Origin of the sequence: Virgisporangium aliadipatigenens (genome assembly GCF_016863615.1) — a bacterium.
Taxonomy (GTDB): domain Bacteria; phylum Actinomycetota; class Actinomycetes; order Mycobacteriales; family Micromonosporaceae; genus Virgisporangium; species Virgisporangium aliadipatigenens.
Genome location: NZ_BOPF01000086.1, coordinates 1 through 5471, shown reverse-complemented (window position 1 = coordinate 5471; position 5471 = coordinate 1). Strand labels below are relative to the sequence as shown.

The window sequence follows — 5471 nt, the reverse complement described above, 5'->3', positions numbered from 1 at the left end:
ATGCGTCGGAGCGGGCGGACCCTGTTTTCGCCATCTGAAAGCGGAGTCTGCCCTCCGGTTAAGTCGGGAGGGTCGCCGTGCGGAGGCGTTGCGCGGAGAGGGCGGCGGCGCCGGTGGCGGCCAGCACCACGGCACATGCCACAAGCGCGGCGGGCGCACCGAGGCGGTCGGCCGTGGCACCCAGGACGTTGCCGGTGAGCACCAGGGGCAGGCTCTGCGCCAGGATCACCACGGACTGCACCCGGGCCAGGTGGGTGTCGGGTGCGCTGCCCAGGACGAGCGGCCCCAGATGCGTGGCGAACAGCCCCGTGCCGACCCCGATGAGCAACGCCGCCGCGACCGGAGGACCGGCCGCCGCCGTCATCGGAAGGTCGACTGCGGCCGACAAAGGCAGGTCGGCCGCCAGGGCCAGGACGCCGGCCGCGACGACGAGCAGGCCGAGCGCGGCGATCGTGCCGGGGCGGCGGCCCGCGCCACGCATGAGCACGATGACGGCCACACCGGCGGTGGCGAGCGCGACGGCACCCACGACCACGCCGGCGGTCCCGGCCGACCAGCGGCGTTCGTGCGCCAGCAGCGGGATGAGCAGCGACGGGATCGGCAGGAGCACGCCGGCCGCGACGACCACGAGCAGCAGCATCGGCCGCAGCAGCCGGTCCGCCACCATCAGCCGCACCCCGTCGACCGCGCCGTCGAGGAGCCCACCGCCCGCACGCGCGACGGCGGGCGCAGCCGCGGAGACGCGCGGGCGCAACAGCAGCAGGACGCCCAGCATCGCGGCGAACGAGAACGCGTCTACCAGCGCCGCGCCGGCCAGCCCGACCGCGCTCACCACCACTCCCCCGACGGGTGCGCCGAGAAAGGCCGTTCCCTGGTGGGCGAGCTGACGGGCCGACATCGCGCGGGCCAGGTGGGACCCCGGGACCAGCCGCTTGGGCATCGATCCGGACGACGGCAGGTAGAACGCGTCCACCACCCCGATCGCCAGCGCCGCCAGGAGCAGCAGCCACGCGGGCGTGCCGGCGAACCGGGCGACGACGGCGACCAGGACCGTCACGACCAGCATCACGGCATCGCCGGCGACCATCGTCCGCCACACCCCGAACCGGTCCCCGACCGCCCCGCCGACGAGCAGCAGCAGCGTGCGCGCCAGCGTGATCGTGGTCAGGACCAGCCCGCCGAGGATCCCGCTGCGGCCCGCAGCCACCCATCCCATGCCGAACGCCAACACCTGCGTACCGAGCAACGACACCGTGTGCCCGCCGAGCCACACCCAGAAGATCCGCACGCGGTGCAGGTTCGGGGGTCGAGCGGGTCGAGGGTCAAGCTACGGGCGCCAACCCCGGGCGCGGCCGCGCCGGACAACGGGGACGGCCACGAGCACCAGCACCGCCACGAGCACCCCGAACCCGGCGATCCACGCCGACAGCGACCTCAACGGTGCCATCGGGTCGGTGGGTGGGCGTTCGACGCGTATCTTGCCCTGGGGCACACCGGCCGCCTGTCCGGGCAGCCGCACCGCGCCGACCGCACGGGCCGGGTTGACGACGCCGTGGCCGACGGCCGGGTTCCAGCCGCCGGGCGGGTGGTCGGCGGTATCGGTGATGCGACGACCCACCTCGGCGGGTGGGAGGGTCGGGTCGTACGCGCGGATCAGGGCCGCCACCCCGGAGACGTACGCCGCGGCGAAGCTGGTGCCGCCCTCGGCCGTGAAGACGAAGCCCTTGCCGGCCGGTGCGGGGCCGGCGATGCGCTCGCCGGGGGCGGCTATGTCCACTGTGGAGCCCGCGATGGACGTTCCCACGGAAAGGTCCTGGGCATTGGTGCCGGCCACCGCGAGGACGCCGTCGTAGGCCGCGGGGAATCCCACCTCGTCGCGGTTGCCGCCGCTCTCGGTGCGGTTGCCGGCGGCGGCGACCACCACGGCGCCGACCGCGAGGGCGTGCGTGACGGCCGCCGCTAGCCTGGGCGTCGGCGGCGTGGTGAGCGAGAGGTTGACGACGTCGGCGCCGGCGCTGTCGACGGACCAGGTGATGGCGTCGGCGATCCGGTCCGACAGCGTGTTCTCGTCGGAACGGCGCTGATCCCGCAGCACCCGCACCGGCACGACCTTCGCGCCGGGCGCCACGCCGTAGTAGCGGAAGCCGGCACTGGTGGCCTCGCCGCCGGCGATGATGCCGGCGATGAGCGTGCCGTGGCCGTTCTCGTCGCAGTTTCCGGGGCCGCCGGCGAGCAGCTGGTCCCAGCCGGGCAGTACCCGGCCGGCGAGGGTGGGGTGGTCGTCGGAGACGCCGGAGTCGATGACGGCGACGGTCACGCCGGTGCCGGTGCTGAGCGGCCAGGCGAGATCGGGACGCAGGCGGGTGAGCGCCCACGGCGGCTCGGCCAGCGGCTGCGGCACCTGCGGCCCGCACGGCGCCGCCAAAGGCACCCCCGGCACCGCCGGCACCCCGGGCACCGCCAAAGGCACCCCGCGCACCACCGAAGGCGCCCCGGGCACCGCGACGGCCGGCGCGGCCGGGACCAGCAGCGCCCCGAGCAACGCGATGACCGACGCAATGACCCGAATGGCCCGCACGGACATCGACGCTACCGCATGCGCGCCCGGCCGCACCCCGGGCGGCCGACGGCCCAGGGGAAAGGCCTACACGATGACGACGTGCAGGTTCCGGGGCCCGTGCACCCCCTCGACGCGGTTCAGCTCGATGTCGCTCGTCGCCGACGGCCCGCTGATCCACGTCAATGGCCGGCCGGGCGTGAGCCGGCGCAGCGCCTCCGGCACCGAGGCCACCACCTGATCCGTGCGCAGGACGCACACGTGCAGGTCCGGCAGGAGCGAGATGACCCGCCGACCCTGGTCCGGCGAACCGTCGAGCACGATCGTCCCGGTCTCGGCGATGGCGACGGTCGCGGCGGTCACGACCCCGGCGACGGTGTCGAGCCACTCGTGGGAACGCCCGTCGTCGGGCACCCCGACGATCCCGTCCGGCAGCCATCCCGGCGGGAGCCCCGGCGGGATCACGACGGTGCAGCCGCTCGGCAGGATCTCCCCGACCCGGGCCGCGATATCTCCACTGTGGACGGTCGCGCCGTCGCCGGCGAGACGGTGGACGGTCGCGCGGTAGTCGACGAGCCGGTCGACGAGCAGCTCCACGAGCGCCGGATCGCCGGGCGGGAGTTCGCCGCCGGGGCGGTAGTCGCGCGGCACGTCCAGCGGGAGCGGCGCGGCTCCGCCCAGCGCCGCGCGGATCCGGCCGAGCACCACGTCGCGGCTCACCGTTCGGCCCACCACTCGCGGAACGTCTGCGGCGGCGGCGCGGGGATGTCCCGGCTCGACGTCCAGCCGGACAGCGGCGGCGGCAGTCCTCTCCCGCGCCGGCCGGCGAACCGACTCAGCCGCGCCGCGCGCTGCGCCGCCCGGTACAGGCGCGGCCGGCTCATCGTCCGCGCGGCGGCGGCCATCACCACCTTCTCCGCCATCGGGTGCGGAACCGCGTCCCGCAGGTGCACCAGCAGCGTGGGGATGTCGATCTTCACGGGGCAGGCGTCGAAGCACGCGCCGCACAGCGACGAGGCGTACGGCAGCGACGCGTTGTCGGCGACGCCGGTCAGCTGCGGGGAGAGCACCGCACCGATCGGACCCGGATACACGGAGCCGTACGCGTGGCCGCCGGCGCGCTCGTAGACGGGGCAGACGTTCAGGCAGGCGGAGCAGCGGATGCAGTGCAGCGCCTGCCGTCCCACCTCGTCGGCGAGCACCGCGCTGCGCCCGTTGTCCAGCAGCACCAGATGGAACTCCTGCGGCCCGTCGCCTGGTGTGACACCGGTCCACATGGACGTGTACGGGTTCATCCGTTCGCCGGTCGAGGCGCGCGGCAACAGTTGCAGGAAAACCTCCAGGTCCCGCCACGTCGGCACGACCTTCTCGATGCCCATGACCGTGATGAGCGTCTCCGGCAACGTCAGGCACATGCGACCGTTGCCCTCGGACTCGACGACGGCGAGCGTGCCCGTCTCGGCGATGCCGAAGTTGGCGCCGCTGACGGCGACCTTCGTGCGCAGGAACGTCTCGCGCAGGTGCCGCCGCGCCGCCGCCGCCAACGCGGCCGGGTCGTCGGTGAGCGACGGGTCGACGCCCGGCATCTCGCGCAGGAAGAGTTCGCGGATCTCGGAACGGTTGCGGTGGATGGCCGGCACCAGAATGTGACTGGGCTTGTCGTGTCCTAATTGGACGATCAACTCGGCGAGGTCGGTCTCGACCGGTGTGATGCCGGCCGACTCCAGCGCCTCGTTGAGCCCGATCTCCATCGTGGCCATCGACTTCACCTTGATGACCCGCCGCTCGCCGGTGGCGCGCACCAGATCGGTGACGATGCGGTTGGCCTCGTGGGCGTCCGCGGCCCAGTGCACCGTCCCGCCGGCCTTCGTCACGGCCGTTTCGAGCTGCTCCAGCAGTTCGACCAGATTGGACATGGTCGCGGCCTTGAGGGCCCGACCGGCCTCGCGCAGCTCCTGCCAGTCGGGCAGCTCGGCGATGACGGCGCCGGACTTCTCCCGGATGGTGGTGGTCGCGTGGCCGAGGTTGCGGCGCAGCTGCGGGTCCGCGAGCGCCTTTCTGGCCGCTCGGGGGAACGTCTCATCGCCCCGCAGGAACCCCACACCCCGCGGCGCCACGGCCGGCGTGCCCAGGAAAGTCTTCATCGCCCACCCTCCGTGGAGGCCAGTATCTCCGCCAGATGGACGGTCCGCACGCCGGTGCGCAGCCGGGACAGCCCGCCGCCGATGTGCATCAGGCACGACGCGTCCCCGGCGGTGCACACGTCGGCGCCGGTGGAGAGCACGTGCCGCATCTTGTCGGCGAGCATCGCGGTCGAGGTGTCCGCGTTCTTCACCGCGAACGTCCCCCCGAAGCCGCAGCACTGGTCGGCGGCGGGCAGCTCGACCAGGTCGAGCCCGCGCACGTGGCGCAGCAGCCGCAGCGGCTTGTCCCCGACCCGCAGCATGCGCAGCGAGTGGCAGGTCGGGTGATACGTGACGCGGTGCGGGAAGTAGGCGCCGACGTCCTCGACGCCGAGCACGTCGACGAGGAGTTCGGACAGCTCGTAGGTGTGCGCGGCGACGTCCTCGGCGCGGCTGGCGAGGCGTTCGTCACCGGCCTTGCGGGCCACCATGGCGTGCTGGTGCCGCACGGACCCCACGCACGAGCCGGACGGCGCGACCACCACGTCGTACGGCGCGAACGTCCGCACGTGCCGCCGGACGAGCGGCAGCGCCGCGTCCTGGTAGCCGGTGTTGACGTGCATCTGCCCGCAGCAGGTCTGTTCCTCGGGGAAGACCACCTCGTGGCCGAGCCGTTCGAGCAGGAGCACGGTCGCCTTCGCCGCCTCCGGGAACATCGTGTCCGCGAGGCACGTCACGAACAATGCGATCCGCACCGACTCCCCCTTCAGCCGCTCAGTGTTTCCCGCTCA

General features: G+C 73.6%; 5 protein-coding genes. All 5 read right to left on the bottom strand.

Translation table 11 applies throughout. From position 1 onward, the window contains the following. Nucleotides 1-58: 58 nt before the first annotated feature. The 5 genes from Val02_RS46760 to Val02_RS46740 all read right to left on the bottom strand — a co-directional run bounded on the left by Val02_RS46760 (nt 59) and on the right by Val02_RS46740 (nt 5435). Complete coding sequence (locus Val02_RS46760; protein ID WP_203905856.1) at nt 59-1288, bottom strand: MFS transporter; 1230 nt, start codon at nt 1286-1288, stop codon at nt 59-61. A gap of 39 nt (nt 1289-1327) precedes the next feature. Then, nucleotides 1328-2578: a type VII secretion-associated serine protease mycosin gene (gene mycP / locus Val02_RS46755; protein WP_373318075.1), complete on the bottom strand. Its 1251-nt coding sequence runs from the start codon at nt 2576-2578 to the stop codon at nt 1328-1330. A 66-nt stretch (nt 2579-2644) separates the two neighbouring features. Then, on the bottom strand, nt 2645-3292 hold the full coding sequence (locus Val02_RS46750) for a LutC/YkgG family protein (RefSeq protein ID WP_203905854.1): 648 nt from the start codon (nt 3290-3292) through the stop codon (nt 2645-2647). Beyond that, nucleotides 3274-4701, bottom strand: coding sequence for a LutB/LldF family L-lactate oxidation iron-sulfur protein (locus tag Val02_RS46745; RefSeq protein ID WP_203905853.1), 1428 nt, complete (start codon nt 4699-4701; stop codon nt 3274-3276). Before Val02_RS46745 ends, Val02_RS46750 begins: the two co-directional genes overlap by 19 nt. Beyond that, the gene (locus Val02_RS46740) at nt 4698-5435 is read right to left on the bottom strand and encodes a (Fe-S)-binding protein (RefSeq protein ID WP_203905852.1); all 738 of its coding nucleotides are present in this window, start codon (nt 5433-5435) and stop codon (nt 4698-4700) included. Before Val02_RS46740 ends, Val02_RS46745 begins: the two co-directional genes overlap by 4 nt. Nucleotides 5436-5471: the final 36 nt, after the last annotated feature.

Excerpts from the sequence above, each read along its gene's own strand:
- Val02_RS46745 (WP_203905853.1), bottom strand. The coding sequence starts at position 4,701 with ATGAAGACTTTCCTGGGCACGCCGGCCGTGGCGCCGCGGGGTGTGGGG.